The sequence below is a fragment of the Wolbachia endosymbiont (group B) of Xylocampa areola genome, assembly GCF_964028205.1.
Lineage (GTDB): Bacteria > Pseudomonadota > Alphaproteobacteria > Rickettsiales > Anaplasmataceae > Wolbachia.
In genome coordinates this window covers 138,941-153,360 of record NZ_OZ034771.1, presented here as the reverse complement: position 1 = coordinate 153,360, position 14,420 = coordinate 138,941, and the positions used below count along the sequence as shown (strand labels likewise).

Annotated in this window: 14 protein-coding genes, 3 tRNA genes and 1 pseudogene; 9 read left to right on the top strand and 9 right to left on the bottom strand. The window is 34.5% G+C overall.

What is annotated here, in order from left to right:
• Positions 1–43 precede the first annotated feature (43 nt).
• Positions 44–905 (top strand): IS630 family transposase gene (locus ABWU35_RS00725; RefSeq protein WP_265028085.1). Its coding sequence is split into 2 segments (ribosomal slippage): positions 44–369 and positions 368–905, totalling 864 coding nucleotides; the frame shifts between segments, so codons are not numbered across the junction.
• Here ABWU35_RS00725 and ABWU35_RS00720 read toward each other — a convergent pair.
• The 4 genes and pseudogenes from ABWU35_RS00720 to ABWU35_RS00705 form a co-directional block, all read right to left on the bottom strand.
• A pseudogene (locus ABWU35_RS00720) lies at positions 904–1,194 on the bottom strand (dihydrofolate reductase); the annotation flags it as partial. The gene ABWU35_RS00725 and the pseudogene ABWU35_RS00720 sit on opposite strands and share 2 nt — an antisense overlap.
• The gene (gene folP / locus ABWU35_RS00715; RefSeq protein ID WP_254229408.1) at positions 1,194–2,444 is read right to left on the bottom strand and encodes a dihydropteroate synthase; all 1,251 of its coding nucleotides are present in this window, start codon (positions 2,442–2,444) and stop codon (positions 1,194–1,196) included. The pseudogene ABWU35_RS00720 and the gene folP, both read right to left, overlap by 1 nt.
• Complete coding sequence (locus tag ABWU35_RS00710) at positions 2,441–2,818, bottom strand: dihydroneopterin aldolase (protein WP_007302114.1); 378 nt, start codon at positions 2,816–2,818, stop codon at positions 2,441–2,443. The genes folP and ABWU35_RS00710 overlap by 4 nt, the downstream gene beginning before the upstream one ends.
• 22 nt (positions 2,819–2,840) lie before the next feature.
• Complete coding sequence (locus ABWU35_RS00705) at positions 2,841–3,500, bottom strand: CADD family putative folate metabolism protein (RefSeq protein WP_264685556.1); 660 nt, start codon at positions 3,498–3,500, stop codon at positions 2,841–2,843.
• 181 nt (positions 3,501–3,681) lie between these two features.
• Here ABWU35_RS00705 and ABWU35_RS00700 point away from each other — a divergent pair, with 181 nt between their 5' ends.
• Positions 3,682–4,815: an alpha/beta hydrolase family protein gene (locus tag ABWU35_RS00700; protein ID WP_264685555.1), complete on the top strand. Its 1,134-nt coding sequence runs from the start codon at positions 3,682–3,684 to the stop codon at positions 4,813–4,815.
• 15 nt (positions 4,816–4,830) lie between these two features.
• Here ABWU35_RS00700 and ABWU35_RS00695 read toward each other — a convergent pair whose 3' ends face one another.
• The 4 genes from ABWU35_RS00695 to ABWU35_RS00680 all read right to left on the bottom strand — a co-directional run bounded on the left by ABWU35_RS00695 (position 4,831) and on the right by ABWU35_RS00680 (position 6,781).
• The gene (locus tag ABWU35_RS00695; protein WP_007302118.1) at positions 4,831–5,085 is read right to left on the bottom strand and encodes a hypothetical protein; all 255 of its coding nucleotides are present in this window, start codon (positions 5,083–5,085) and stop codon (positions 4,831–4,833) included.
• A 553-nt stretch (positions 5,086–5,638) separates the two neighbouring features.
• Positions 5,639–5,715 (bottom strand) — tRNA-Ile (locus ABWU35_RS00690).
• Positions 5,716–5,754: 39 nt separating this feature from the next.
• Positions 5,755–6,081 (bottom strand): thioredoxin, encoded by a 327-nt coding sequence (gene trxA, locus ABWU35_RS00685; protein ID WP_007302120.1) that lies wholly within the window; start codon positions 6,079–6,081, stop codon positions 5,755–5,757.
• Positions 6,082–6,160: 79 nt separating this feature from the next.
• Complete coding sequence (locus ABWU35_RS00680; protein ID WP_007302121.1) at positions 6,161–6,781, bottom strand: ribonuclease D; 621 nt, start codon at positions 6,779–6,781, stop codon at positions 6,161–6,163.
• 159 nt (positions 6,782–6,940) lie between these two features.
• Between ABWU35_RS00680 and ABWU35_RS00675 the strand changes: the two genes are divergently transcribed.
• The 4 genes from ABWU35_RS00675 to ABWU35_RS00660 all read left to right on the top strand — a co-directional run bounded on the left by ABWU35_RS00675 (position 6,941) and on the right by ABWU35_RS00660 (position 9,320).
• Positions 6,941–7,013, top strand: a tRNA-Gly gene (locus tag ABWU35_RS00675).
• 102 nt (positions 7,014–7,115) lie between these two features.
• The gene (locus tag ABWU35_RS00670; RefSeq protein WP_007302122.1) at positions 7,116–7,574 is read left to right on the top strand and encodes a hypothetical protein; all 459 of its coding nucleotides are present in this window, start codon (positions 7,116–7,118) and stop codon (positions 7,572–7,574) included.
• 41 nt (positions 7,575–7,615) lie between these two features.
• Complete coding sequence (era, locus tag ABWU35_RS00665) at positions 7,616–8,500, top strand: GTPase Era (protein WP_264685554.1); 885 nt, start codon at positions 7,616–7,618, stop codon at positions 8,498–8,500.
• Positions 8,493–9,320 carry a 3'-5' exonuclease gene (locus ABWU35_RS00660; RefSeq protein ID WP_007302124.1) on the top strand — a complete coding sequence of 276 codons (828 nt, stop codon included), beginning with the start codon at positions 8,493–8,495 and terminating at the stop codon, positions 9,318–9,320. The genes era and ABWU35_RS00660 overlap by 8 nt, the downstream gene beginning before the upstream one ends.
• Positions 9,321–9,362: 42 nt before the next feature.
• Here ABWU35_RS00660 and ABWU35_RS00655 read toward each other — a convergent pair whose 3' ends face one another.
• Complete coding sequence (locus tag ABWU35_RS00655; RefSeq protein WP_007302125.1) at positions 9,363–10,676, bottom strand: lipase family protein; 1,314 nt, start codon at positions 10,674–10,676, stop codon at positions 9,363–9,365.
• 331 nt (positions 10,677–11,007) lie between these two features.
• Between ABWU35_RS00655 and ABWU35_RS00650 the strand changes: the two genes are divergently transcribed.
• The 3 genes from ABWU35_RS00650 to ABWU35_RS00640 all read left to right on the top strand — a co-directional run bounded on the left by ABWU35_RS00650 (position 11,008) and on the right by ABWU35_RS00640 (position 14,338).
• A complete protein-coding gene (locus ABWU35_RS00650; protein ID WP_265014480.1) occupies positions 11,008–13,047 on the top strand; it encodes a porin in 2,040 nt (679 codons plus the stop codon).
• A 384-nt stretch (positions 13,048–13,431) separates the two neighbouring features.
• On the top strand, positions 13,432–14,220 hold the full coding sequence (locus ABWU35_RS00645) for a DUF2163 domain-containing protein (protein WP_007302129.1): 789 nt from the start codon (positions 13,432–13,434) through the stop codon (positions 14,218–14,220).
• Positions 14,221–14,251: 31 nt separating this feature from the next.
• Positions 14,252–14,338: transfer RNA gene (locus ABWU35_RS00640), tRNA-Ser, on the top strand.
• Positions 14,339–14,420 lie beyond the last annotated feature (82 nt).

Sequence of the window (14,420 nt, the reverse complement as noted above, 5' to 3'; positions counted from 1 at the left end):
ATCCAAACAAGTTAAGATATGGATTTATGGTAGTGGGGTTTGTATGCCAGCAGCGTATAGTTACGACTTAAGGAAAAAAGCAATGGAAGCATTGGATGAAGGAGAAAGTAGAGCAAATGTTGCCGAGAGATTTAAAATTGGAAAAACAACTCTATATGAGTGGCAGAAAAGACGTAAGGAAACGGGAGATTTTCAGTCAAAAAAGCCTGGAAGCGTAGGATATAACCATAAAATTACTGACTGGAATGTTTTTACCAAATTTGCAAAAAACCATGGTGGCAAAACTCAGTCAGAGATGGCTAAACTCTGGGGCAATATCAGTAGACAAACGATTCACCGTGCACTTAAAAATATTGGATTTACAAGAAAAAAAGACCTACGGATATAAAGAAAGAAATGAAGAGAAGCGAGCTCACTTTTCAAAGGTTATAGCAACAAAACGTCATGAAAATCTTGTATATATTGACGAATCTGGAATAGATAATACAGAAGACTACCCATACGGATACTGCAGAAAAGGAGAGAGGTTTCATTCACTAAAATCAGGTAAAAAAGCTCAGCGGGTCAGTATGATTGCAGCTCTAAATAAAGAGAAAATCATTGCTCCATTGACCTTTGAAGGATATTGCAATAAGGATGTTTTCGAGGCTTGGTTTGAGCAGTTTTTAACTCCAATTTTAAGGTCTGGCCAAACTGTAATTCTTGATAACGCTACTTTTCATAAATCTAAAAAAATAGATAATCTTGCTAAAGGAGTTGGTGCTGAAATTCTTTATCTTCCTCCATATTCTCCAGACTTTAACAAAATTGAGCATCAGTGGTTTGCTATAAAGAACAGAGCTAGAAAAAATATCCCTATTTTTAAGTCTTTCCGTCAAGCTGTTGATTCTGCTTTTTTATTCTGACTATTATGAGAAGAGCTATACTTTGAATTGACAGAAATTCTTGCATGGAAGAGACAACAGTACATTTTGGGCCTCTATTAAAACACTTGTTACGGGAGAAAACAATAGGTGTACGATTCTTTAGTATACTCTGAGGCACGGTTTCAAATGTCTTTCTTCCCATCACAATAACTTGCTTGTCAGTTACTTGACAAAAATGTTTAAACTCACTTGGATAACGCCAGGGCAAATCATTATTTATTCCAATTACCCCATTAGGGTCAACAGCCATAATTCCAATAATCTTCATCACTTTAAGACAGCTTGGGCTACAAAAAATCTCATGTGGTCGCGTACATTATGCACTCTAAGGAAATCAACCTTATTTTGCAGTATAGCAGATATAGCAATTGTTTCTAAATCTCTATTAGAGGGAGATTCTATGGAAAAAGAGGAAATAAATGACTTTCTGGAATGGCCAACTAAAACCTTGCAGCCAAAATTTTGTAAAGTTTCTATACTGCGTAAAATCTGAATATTCTGATACATAGATTTGCCAAAACCAATACCAGGATCAATAATTATTGAACTTTCATCAAAACCAAGGGCAAGTAACCTATTAATGCTCTCCTCTGCCCAATTATTTATGATATCAATTGGGTCAATATCATGTGGAATAATATTGTCCTTATGTGGTGGTATCGAAAGTGAATGCATAATAACGACACTACACCCACTGCTAGCAACTTCTTTTAAGGTATTACTACTCAGATCTCCCTTCTGATCATTTACCCAGGCAATATTGTAGTGCTTCAAAACGTTTAAAATAACGTCTGGCCAAAAACTATCAATGCTGACTTCAATATCACCATTTTTCATATAGTCGCTAAGATTATCAAGTACTGGTTTTAGACGTTCATACTCTTCCTCTGGCGTCTTTATTGAAGCTCCAGGCCTTGTTGATTGAGCTCCAAGATCAACTATGCTTGCACCATCTGATACCAGCTGCAATGCCTGCTTGGTTGCTCGATTCGCATCATAATAAAGACCACCATCTGAAAATGAATCAGGGGTAATGTTGACAATACCCATAAGCTTTGGTGAAATCGTAAAACTCTTTGAAAAACAGTCTTGAACATTGAAAGCAAATGTTTTGTTAACCATTGCCATCAAGTGGATCAAAAATGGCCTGTTTACCAATTCTGGGTGAGGAATTTTAAGATCAGGTGTATCAAGCGTTAGATCATCCCATAACAAAATATCTAAATCAATAACACGAGGTGCCCATTTTTCGTAGACTTGTGGACGACCAATATCACATTCGATTTGTTTTAAGCCTTTTAGTAGCTCCTCAGGAGAAGAAGAACAACTTCCATAGACAATCATATTGAGAAATGGCTTGTTCCAATCAGGTGGAGCACCATTTGGTAAAATAGCCTTAGTTTCTAGAATGATCGAAGACTTTAAGTCTTTTAAATAGCGCTTCTTTAGTAACTCAGTAGCTCTTTGTAAATGGGAAAGGCGATTCCCTATATTTGATCCAATAGAAATATAGATCATTCTTGCAATTCATTACAGTAAGTAAAAAAAACGCCCCCATGCACACCAGGAACTGGTGGTGCGATTTTGTGAGTAGTCACCCTGACAGAATGCTCTTTTTGCATAAAAAGGTCGTTAATCATCCTGTATATATCATGAGTTAAATGCTCGATTAAATTAAATTGCTTGCCCTGAACAAGAGATTGAATATTTTGCACTACTTCCAAATAGCAGATAGTATCTTTAAGTTGATCAGTTGTAAGCCCTGAAGGAGGAGATTTAAAAGTGAAATCAACGTCAATACTCACCAATTGGGGAGAAAACTTCTCTTCTGCACTACATCCCAAATGAACCCAAAGCCGTAAATCAGATATAAGAAGATTACATGCTACCACTGAATTTAGTATCTACTTATAATTAATGACAAACATCAACATTCATCATGCCATCAAGAAAACCCCATAAGAGTTTTGCTCCTTTTTCAGCGCCTTGCATAACTTTCTCTTGTTCTTCTTCGTTTAAATCTGCAATAAGGTTTGCACATTCTTCAGAATGCCACTCATCAGCTTCCATATGAACAGTAAAAAATTTGAGAGGACGCTCATCATTTATTGAATAGTGTTTTTTTAGACCTTCAATTTTAGATTTAGAAACCTCTGGAGTTTGACGTTCATAAGCGTACAGAGCTCCAAGACCTGCTGCAAAATCTGATTTTACAATGTCAAAATAACCATCAACTAATTCTCGTGTCTCCTTAATTTGTTCATTTTCACAAAGTTCTGAACGTGCTACTCCCAGTCCTTCAGCAAAACGCTGCCATAATTCTGGGTGATTCTCATCGCCTTGTTCTTCCTCTATTAAATTACCAAGTAAAACTTGCCGCATCTTTAGATTGGGGCATAAAGAATGTATACCGCTGATATAACGAGGGAAAGCAGCAACATGGTGATAATATTCCTTAGCATAGGTTTGAAGAGCCTGCAGGCTTAAGCTACCTTCATTCCATGACTCGTAAAATGGGTGTTTTAATAAGTGTAAACTATCTAATTGATTATTAAGTGATTGAACAAATGTCATAAATAAACACTAAATTGTTTTAGGCTACGTTTAGGTTTATCAAATGTCAAGAGACATTTCCCATTACTACCTTAATTCCAATAAATATAAAGATAGATACGCTATAAGTTAATTTTTTAGTAAAAATTGATTTTTTCTAAAATTTCATGTATTATTAAATCAATATAGTGAAAAACGCAAAATGAAAGTAACAGAAGAAAATACAATAAAAATTAGGGAAGAGTTCGTAGAAGTTCAAAATGGAATGCGAATTCAAAAGATAGTGATGTCAAACTCGAAGAGCAGTGCAGATAGCAGAAAGAAAAAGCATATAGTTTACTTTCCAGGGCTTACATATACTTTTGAAAAAGAGCCAGATGAAGACAAAAGTGAATGGAATTGGGCAGCTGAAGCAGGTATGGATGTTCACCTTATTAATTTTCCTGGTTCTGGAAAAAGCAAAGGTCATTCTTTAAACGGTCAAAATCGAGTAAATGCAGGAATTGCAGTCATTTCAGATCTTCTAAAGCAAGGCATTCACCCAGACAATATAGTACTGTATGGAAGCTGTGCTGGAGGACCAATAGCTGCAGAGGTTTATAAAAAGTTTAAAAAAGATGACAATGTTCATTTAAGATGCGTTATCAATAAATCCTTTAGCTCATTCAAAAAACTTGTAGTGAAATTACTACACATATCAAAACCTAAATGGCTATTTCCTGCTATAATAAAATTCATACTCAAATGCTTTGGTTGGCACTTTAAGCCACATACAATAGTAAACGATATTACTCCATACACAATTTGTTTTAATCTAGAGAACGATGGCTTTATTAGTAAGCAGGCAAATATAGGTACTAAAATTTCTGACATAGAAAAAAGTCATAGGAAAAAAAACTACCAAAAAAAAGAAACTTTTGAAGGTTTTGAGCAATACAAAGAGTTTTTCATGGAGAATACTAATTTAGCTAAAATAAAAAATCTTGAACCTGAAGTTGGAGTAATGAGAAAATGCTGGAATAAGTTTCTATCGTTACTACCTATTAAGGCAGATGATATTCACTTTTCTTCGATTACAGAATTGTGCTCATCAAGTGAACACAAATACAATCTTCCTGAGCTGATTTCACTCTTTTTAGAATTCACAGATAATTATTTTGAAAAGAAGGGCTCTCTCAATCAAGAGAAACAACCAGAGATAAAAACAGAAGCGATATGTGGAAAGAATAGTGAAAAAGAAATAGAGGAAAAGAAACAGTATTTTACCAATTTAAAGAATTGTTCAATAAGTCAGAGTATATCTAAAAATCTAACATCTCTGCAAATATTGAAATAAGTGTTTCTTTTGTGATTAAAAAAACATTGCATCTTGATTGTGTATTTCATTTGCTATAAGCAATAATTTTTCGCTTTCATCATAGAGATTGTTTTCACTAGCTAATAATTTCTCACTAATTTGTGGATAAAGTTTAGAAACGTACTTCTCATAGCATTTATCTAGGCATTCTTGGTCTGTCCGTTTTGTTTTGTAGGAATGGCATTTCTGATTACATTGATTATATCTAAATTCAATCCCTTTCTCTTTGTTTGATGCTTGTTGTTCCATAATATTCTTCAATTTTAATAATATTAATATTAGCATATAAGTATGAACATTATGCTAATATAATTACTTTTTAGGTATACATGGCAAATTTATGCCTGGAAAAAGTTTTTCCTACACTTTCTTTATAAAAATCACAGGCGCCTGTGATTAGCTAAAGTAAAGGTCAAATATCTGGAATTCTGGACATAAAATCCTCCTGTATAAAAAGATTAGAAAAAAATGCAGCGCACACACGACAGATATAAGCTGAAGAGCACGCTTTTTATTGAAAGATTAATTGAAAGTCTGCAGACAAATTTGAGCTCTTAAAATATCTCTAATTGTCATTATAATCAGATTCAAAATACGCGGAAGTAATTTTTTTTGACAATAGATTTCTTTCATAACCAGGCGTCATCCCAGCTGAGATCCAATAAGAAAACCGCGCTGGAATTTTTGAATTCCAGTTATGCAAGGAATCTAATATCATGGATTTTTCAAACACTAACAACCAAGTACTTTAATAAGGCAAAAAGCTTATCCAAGAAAGTAGACCTTGCAATTGTATCGATAGTGGTGGGATTGGTAGGACTCGAACCTACGACCAATTCGTTATGAGCGAACTGCTCTAACCGACTGAGCTACAATCCCTTTTATCAACACCTATAATACACGCAAAAGGAAATTTGTCTACTCGCTTATTTCACTATCAACCCAACTGTGTAAATCATTTATTGCGCCAATTTTGCGTGCAATTTCCTTACCATCTTGAAATATGATTAAAGTAGGTATAGATTGAACTCCATACTTACTTGGCACTTCAGTTTCTCCATCTATGTCGAACTTGCAGATCTTGATCTTGCCTTTTCTATCCTCAGCCAATTGCTCGATACGTGGCATCAGACTTTTGCATGGTCCACACCATTCTGCCCAAAAATCTACCAGCACAAATCCTTTGTGGTTAGCAACTTCAGATTCGAAATTTTGATCATTTACCGCTTTAATATCATCACTCATAAAATACCTAAATTTTTATAAATATAGCGTATCAATTAACAGCTGATCAACTAAATTTTTCTGGATTCAAGTGAAGTGATTACATATGATGATTAAAGATATCTACACTCCCCCAACCCATTGAATCTAGCTCAATACGAGTAGGAAGAAATTCAAAGCACTTTTCGGCTAATTCTTTTCTATTTTCACGTTCTAGCATTAAATCTAGCTTTTCCTTTATTTTATGGAGATATAAAACATCAGATGCAGCATAACTTTTTTGCTTGTCTGTTAAATTTTCATTTCCCCAATCAGAAGATTGTTGTTGCTTATTTAATTTTATATCAAGTAGTTCTAAGCACAACTCTTTTAAGCTATGATTATCTGTGTAGGTGCGAACTAAACGTGAGGCTATTTTCGTGCAATAGCAAGGCAGTGCCCAAGTTTGCAGGTAGTAATGTATTATACTCACATCAAATCGCGCAAAGTGAAATATTTTGGTTATATTTTTATCCTCTAATATTTTTCTCAAATTTGGAGCTGTATAATCGTTTTTGAATTGAACTAAGTGAGCGTTGCCATCATTGAAAGAGAGCTGAACAAGGCATAATCTATCTCTGCTATGCAGTAGCCCCATTGCCTCTGTATCAACAGCTATAGATTTTATATCATTCGGTATTGCACTGGCTGGCAGGTCGTCCTTATATATAAATATTCTCATAAATTTAATATGTTTTATGACACATACAATAATCAAAAATGAGTTTTAAGTATACGAAAAGATCATAGAAAATTGGCTCTCATGATTTTCATGCATGTAGGGTTTACAAATTGTAATATGTACCTATAATTAGAAGTAGAATCTAAGCAGAATTTAACTGCGGGAGTAGCTCAGTTGGTAGAGCGCAACCTTGCCAAGGTTGAGGTCGAGGGTTCGAACCCCTTCTCCCGCTCTTTAATTTTAACATAAAAAATTTCCTTCCCCTATTCAACTAGTTCAGCTATACTAAAAGTAGCTAAAAGCTTTTTAGAAAATTATTATTTAGGAGGATTATATGGACAACAAGACTAAACCAATGTTATTTGCCTTAGGTATAGCTACATCAATAGGAGCACTTACAGGTTTGGGACTCAGTTTTACAGCTTTATCACCTTTAGTAATGGGTGGAATTATTGCTGCGGTTTCGGCAGCCTTACTTGCATGTAAATTTATTTATAATGAAAAATTTTCCAAAGAAAGTTTTTTTATTGGTGCTTGTTCATGTGCTGCAAGCTTTGCAACTGGAGTTGGTCTTGCTGCAGCTGCAACTGCTGTTTTCCCTGGTGCAATGCTTGGAATGGGATCGGCAGCTTTAGCAGGTGCGGTGATAGCACCCATAGCAGTAATCGCAGGGGTATTTGTAACATTTTGTGTTATTGAACCAATAGCTGAAAAAGTGAATGATTATATTATATCACCTATAGTTGAGCGTTTTTCTTCAAAAGAGGAAGAGTGCAATCTACCTGCAAAATAATCAATTGACGTTAGCATTTAGTTTTCTTTATAATTTCCTTTGTGAAAGAAGAAAAATGCTTATTTGTAACGATAGCTGGTTTGCCAAATGCTGGAAAGTCAACGCTAATTAACAGCATCGTAGGCAAGAAAATTGCAATTGTCACCCCTAAAGTGCAGACAACAAGGACACAGGTAAGGGGTGTTGCTATATGCAACAATGCGCAAATTGTTTTTACTGACTCTCCGGGAGTGTGTTCAGCAGAAACAAATCTTGAAAAAGCTTTAGTCAAATCTGCATGGGGAGCAGTTAAGGATAGTGACATTACTTTATTGCTTGTTGATGTAAACAATTACCTAAAAAATATAGAAAGAATAAAAACGATATTTGCACGACTGGAGCGCACAAAAGGCAGATGCATTTTGGTTATCAATAAAACTGATTTAGTAAAGAAATCAGAGCTCAAGATGGCACATGAGCACCTAAATTTGCTTTATAAGTTTGAAAAAATTTTTACGATCTCGGCACTGAAGAATGATGGACTTTCTGATCTGACTAGTTACTTGTCTGAAATTGCACCGATAGGCCCTTGGTTTTATGAAAAAGATCAAATAACTGATTCCTCAGCTGATTTTTTATCAGCGGAAATTACGAGAGAAAAGTTATTCTTGAACCTACGTGAAGAATTGCCATACTCTACAGCTGTTATAACTGAACAATTTGAGGAAAAAAAAGATAAGAGTTTAGTCATAAAACAGATCATATTTGTATTGAAAGATAATCATAAGAAAATAGTGCTAGGAAAAGACGGCAGTAGCATAAAAAAAATTAATATCGAGGCGCGTACAGAATTGGAAAAGTTATTTGAGTGTAAAGTTCATCTCTTTTTGTTCGTAAAAGTGCGACCTTGGACTGATCGCCCTGAGGAATATATAAGTAATGCTTAATTCTTTGTTAGTATTTGATATTGAAACTATACCAGATGTAAATTCCTGCAAGAATTTACTAAATATTAGTGATGATAGCAGTGTAGAAGAAAAGAGGAACGCATTAACAAAATATCATCTTGAAATAACAAACGGGCAAAACTCTTTTCTGCGTCAGCCCTTCCACCTTGTTGTAGTCATTAGTTTTTTACTTTGTAATATAACACGCCAGAGCGGTTATGAAATGTTCACACTACAAGAAATAAGATCTGGAGGCACAGTAAACTCCAATGAAAAAGAGCTAGTAAAGGGATTTTTTAACTACATATCAGAGAAAAAGCCAAGACTAGTTTCGTTCAATGGACGCACTTTTGATATACCGGTACTGAAGTACCGTGCTATGGTTCATGGCATTCAAGCAGAATATTTTCACAAAGCTGGCGATAAGTGGAATAGTTACAATCAGAGGTACAGTAGTGATTGGCATTGTGATTTGCTTGAATCTCTCTCTGATTTTGGAGCTTCTGCAAGAATGAAGATGAACGAAGTTTGCGCAGCATTTAATCTTCCCGGTAAGATTGGAGTTGATGGTTCACAAGTTATGGACTTATATGATAGTGGCAAAATACAAGAGATTCGCGATTATTGTGAAACAGATGTGATTAACACTTATTTGATTTATTTGAGGTTTATGCATCATCAAGGAAGAATTACTACAGAAAGCTATAATAAGAGCATAGAAGAACTGCTTTTAGAATGCGAAAAAAAAGAACACCTAAAGAAATTTAAAGAAGAATGGAAAATAACTTCTGGTGGAAATTTTTATATTGAATTTAAATGAATAGATGCTACAGAGCAATCTAATGATTGCTCTGTATAGTAGTTATAAACTCCTTGTAGTAGAAAAGACATTTTGATGTGCCCTTTGCTTAACTTCTGCTTGTTCAAGCTTAGAAAAATTTTCTAAGTTTTTATCTTGGTATTCCTTTTTTACTTTCTCGAAAAAATTTTGTCCACCAAGAATATAATTACCTAAATTAGCAGCATAATATTGAGCATTACCTAAAACTGCACAGTTAATTCGACTTAATATTCTCGAAGGGTAATAAAAGAGAGAAACGTTATTGTTCGATCGGAAATCTTTTTCATCCATTATTTTAATGGCTTCATGATAACCATCTATTTGATGAACAAAATATCCTTCAGGTACTGATATTCTCAATTGTGCACCTACATGAGCATAACCACAAATACCAGGTGATACCGCTGGTACTGGGTCTTGTCTATGTTGAGTTACTCTAATGGTTTTTTCTTGAAGAACATCATTATAAAATTCACTAGCAGTAAGATCAAAAACTCGTGGATCACCAAAAGTTGCAACATGAACATCTTCAGCTCCTTCTGTTTTATTGAGGCATAAAGCAGCTATCTTAGCAATAGCTCCTCCCATACTGTGACCTGTGAGATTAATTTTAAAATCCTTGATTTCTGATCCCTGTTTTTCAGCATGAGATTTCAAAATGCCATACAGATTAGGCCATGAATCCATAAATGAATTATAGAAACCACAATGAATTCTTCCACCTTCAGGTAAAAATTCCGAAGTAGCAAAAAGTACATTTATATCAGTAATTCCATCATTAAAACTCTGGCTCAGACGAGTACCATGGTAGGCTATTGTTATTTCTTTACCTTTTATAAAAACGTGACCAGCATCTTTTTCAAAGCTATTACCAAATGGAATAATTTCATAACCTTCGCTGATGAGTTCAGCTCTAGTTTTATACATTTTTTCAGTAGATGGAACAATTTCAAAATCTTCTACAATTTCAAATTCAGTTTTGTATACTCTTTGAGCTAGGTTGTTACATCTTTTTTTACTTAATTTACCATCATCATCGCCATAGCTTATCTTGCAGAAATTACCCATTTCTAATAATTTCTCTCTATCAAATCCTGCAATTTTTACAATACTTTCATCTATTTTATAGTCAGAAGGTAAAGAACATGGCTCATTTGGATCAGCACGATTTATAAATTCATAATCTTCAATGATCTCAAATTCATCGTCATATTCTTTCATCTCGTATTTGCCATCATCTACTGAAATAGAGTCTGGCTGTTCAGTATTACCTGGCTCTGAGCCTGTAGCAGCACCTGTAGTGCTAAACCAATTGCGTAAAAAACTAAAATCCATAAGTACCCCAATCTATCAAAAATAAAACAATAATCTACCAACTATAATACAAATTAATATTATTGTCAACAATTTATATTAATAATTTAATCTTTTTATGCTTTTACTTTGAGTAAATTTTACTTCCATAGAATAAGTATAGAGTTATAATACACTAACAAGCAAACCTCTGTACTAAATTTTGGTTAATATACACGTTGAGCGTATTAAGAAAGTTGCTTTTAAAGTATTGCATTTTACCTTTATTTTCGCTATAAGGTTGCTTTAAGTTGGATTTTCAACACCTTTATACTATTTATGTTATGATTTTAAAATTTTTTGGGGGCACTTCATGAAAAAATCTATTTATACTAGAACTGCTCTAGCTTCTCTATTGACTTTATGTTCTTTCAGTGGCTTTGCTGCTGACTTTTCTGACGAGAGTATGAAGGAAGTAAAAAAGCAAGAGAGTAACGAGTCAATCAAAACTTCTGGAAAGATGGAAGTGATGAAGACGTCAAATAAGAAACTAAAAGAAAAAATGGACAGGATATGTAATGCTGATCCAAGAAAAAAAGCCGAGGAGCTTAAGAAAAAAGAAGAACTAAGATTAGCAGCTGAGCAGAAGAAAAAAGAGGAGTTAAAATTAGCAGCTGAACAAAAGAAGAAAAAAGAAGAGTTAAAATTAGTAGCAAAACAAAAGAAAAAAGATGAAATTAGGCTAGCAAAAGAGAAAAAAGCAAAGCTTATAGAGGATTCAAAGGCGAAAGCTCTAAGCACTAAAAATTCTAATGTAGAAAAGTCAAAAATTAAGGGTTCTAAAACTAAGAATGCTAAAATTGAAGCTAAAGATATAAAAAAGGATGTAAAAGTTGTTAACAGCAATACAGAGGAAAAAGGTAAGGCAAGTCCTGTTGTTTCAGTTGGTGGGGTTGATATTATCAATACCAATCAAGGGGATGGTTTAAGAATAACTTTCGGTGGCGTTGTTGATTCTCAAGGTTATGGTAACCATGGGCTAAGTGGCTATAACCATTATAATGTTATGCCAGGTAAATCTACAGATTATTTTAACAATACTCCAGATAGTATAAAAGGAGCAAATCCAATATTTCCTAAAGGGATAGGGAATATTGGTGATTACAGTGAAAACATGGGCATGATTTCAGATGCAATATTGCACTTAAGAGCTGAAAATAAAAATGAGGATATTGGTCTTCGTTATGGTGCCGATGTACAATTCCATGTTCCAGTTACTGAAGGTAAAGGAGCTTCACAAGGCGTGAATGCTGCAAGAGGTAGAAGTGCACATGTGTTTTTGAATTCAAAATATGGTGATCTGAAACTTGGTTATCAGTTTGGTCCTGAGTCTCTGATGAGACTTGATGCAACAAGAATTGCAACTGTTGATGGAGCTGCAGATAGTGACTGGTTCAGAAAAGTAAACTTAGAAGGAAGTGCTGCAAACTTCCCATTTTACGTAACACCACGTCTTTACACTGAAAGCTTCTCGAGCGAGAGCGAAAAACTCTCCTTCCGTATGGCAGGAAAATACAACAAAGAGGTTATGACCACATTGCCATTTAGAGCTGCTTACTACTCGCCGAATTATATGGGTGCAAGATTTGGTCTTAGCTACTCACCTCGCTACGATAGTGGTTTATCCGTTGTAAAAGAAATAGATTCAGTTCTTTCTAAAAATGCTCAAAAGCAAGATGAGGTAAAGCATAAGGAAACGTTAAGACATGTTGGACCAGATTACCAGCATATAATAAGCGCTGGTGCATCATATGAATATGACTTTAGTAAACATAATGTAAAAGTTAAAACTTCCGTAGTTGGTGAATATGGGTTTTCAAAGCAACCGAGTAAAGATAAGCACCTTTATAATGAGTTCATAGAATACAATAATCTGGCAGGCATTAATTTGGGTGCAAGCGCTGATTATAAGATTGATGAAGATCAAAGTGTAAAATTCGCTGCTTCTTTTGCATATTTAGGCAAATCTGGTCAACCTAAGAGTATCAAGGAACTCGACCTTGCTTCAAAAGAATATAAAGAGACTACTGATATTGCTAGAAAAAATGGCTTAAAGCAATTTAATGATAACAATACCATGTATTGGACTGCAGGTGCTGGTTATCAATATGATAACATCTACACAAGCGTGACATACTTTGGTAGCAGAATGAGTGATAAAGATATGCTTCATGATGTTGCACTTGGTGTTCAGTATGATCTATCTTCTTGCAATAAGAGCAAATTTGTTCCTTATGCAGCCTTACATTATTTTATGACTGATGAAAAAGGTGCGCTGAAAGATAAAAATAATGCTGATGTACCTTCCAACAAAGGAATTCTTCTCCTCACTGGTGTGAAGTTTTCTTTCTAATTTGTTCTAGTAATACACACCACAACTTGAATGTGGTGTGTATCTTATCTGTTAGCATTTACTCATCGATCAAATAAACATAAGCCAGTGCGTAATAAACTCTACGAGTATTTATTTTATTCACACAATAAGTAATGTCATCCCAGTCACAGCTGTACGAAAATTGTGGCAATTTGCATAGTAAATGGTGTCATCCCAGTGCTTGACACTGGGATCCATTTTTCCATCATCATCAGAAACGTTGTATTTTAACATTACTTTTATACTCGTAAATTTAACTGGATGCCAATAGTCTGGGCGCTGGCATGACACCCTATGGCTACTCAGATAATGGATATAATCCCTTACCTATCGAACGTTTTCAAATTCAATCAATTAAGCAGTATGCAAACCAAACTAAAAAACCATTTAACTGGAGAATTACTTACCATCGCTACTTGCTGGAAATTAACACTTGTAAGTGGAGAAGTAATGGGATTTACTGACTATGATGAAGATTTAAATCTCAATAATGTATTCTATAAATCTTCAAGCGGTTTTATAGCCAGCAGTATAATATTAAATAGCGATTTGAGAACTGATAATTTAGAAATTGAAGGAATATTAAATAGTGCTGATATTAAAGAAAAAGATGTTTTATCAGGAAGGTATGACTTTGCAAATATTGAAATATTTCTTGTGAATTATAAAGATTTGAGTCAGGGAATTATGAATTTGCATGCAGGAACTTTTGGTAAAGTAACATTAAATAGTGGGAGGTTTATCGCTGAAATTAGAGGTCTTGCGACAAAGCTTGAGAGAAGCATAACAGAGCTATATTCTCCTGTATGCAGGGCACAATTTTGCGATGATAGATGTAAAGCTGATGCTAAAAAGTTTAGTAGAATGAGCACAATTACTAAAGTGATAGATGAAAGAAGATTTGAAGACACTAATTTAATCGAAAGCGATGGATATTATAAGCACGGAGTGTTTAGTTCAGCAACATTTGAAGTTGTAGTTAAAGAATACAAAAATAAAGTAGTTACATTATTTGCTTCTCCTCCATATCAAATTTCTACCGGAGATAAATATTCGATACTTGCAGGTTGTGATAAAGCGTTTTTAACGTGCAAAAACAAGTTTAACAATACTGTGAATTTCCGTGGCGAACCATATATACCAGTTGTTTAGCAGCATAATTTTTAATATTATGAATAAGTATGGAAAGGTGGCTGAGCGGTCTAAAGCACACGCTTGGAAAGCGTGCACATATGAAAATATGTCGGGGGTTCGAATCCCCCCTTTTCCGCACATTATTTCTAGTGTAACATAGGATTTTCCGTTTTGTTCTTAAACCGTAATAACCATAGCACTTCAGCTCCGCAATTTTT